1 pseudogene is annotated in these 646 nt (G+C 41.3%); it reads left to right on the forward strand.

Features of this window, described 5'->3' with window-relative positions:
- A pseudogene (locus C1634_RS25645) lies at nt 1-635 on the forward strand (hypothetical protein); the annotation flags it as partial.
- Between the last annotated feature and the right edge of the window lie 11 nt (nt 636-646).

Here is a 646-nt window from a genome sequence, read left to right on the forward strand (position 1 = left end):
ATATGAAAAAAAAATTTTTAATTGGAATAATGAGCTTAACAGGATGTTTTGTTCTGGCTCAGGTGGGTATCAATACCCAGGTTCCTCAATCTACATTAGATGTAGTTGCTAAAACAACAGATGGTTCAAAGCCTGAGGGTGTTATAGCGCCACGTTTAACAGGTGATCAGATAAAGGCAGGCGATAGCCAGTATGGCATCAGTCAGATCGGTAGTATTCTGTATGCTACTTCGGCGGTTGGGATTTCCAGTGCTAAGACGGTAAATATTACAAAATCTGGTTATTACTATTATGATGGTAGTGTGTGGCAGTATATGGGTCCTTCCGTGTCGGCATCTGCTTCTTTTCAGAGTATCAGAGGTAATGTAACAACGGTAAGTTCGGGTTCATATACTGTAGATGCGAGTGATTTTATTATTGTTACAAATCACAGTGCGGTGGTGAGTATCACGTTTCCTTCACTGAGCAATAGTGCATCGGATATTGGCCGTGTAGTTCATGTTTTCAATAATAACACGGGTGCCTTTGCGGTGACATATTCGGGTTCATATACAGCTGGTAATTCAGCGACTAACCAGGGCAGAGGCCGAACGTTTGTGTGGACAGGAACAACGTGGGCAAATATTGGGATATAGATAAATAAAAA

It is taken from the genome of Chryseobacterium viscerum (assembly GCF_002899945.2).
In the GTDB taxonomy this organism is placed as follows: domain Bacteria; phylum Bacteroidota; class Bacteroidia; order Flavobacteriales; family Weeksellaceae; genus Chryseobacterium; species Chryseobacterium viscerum.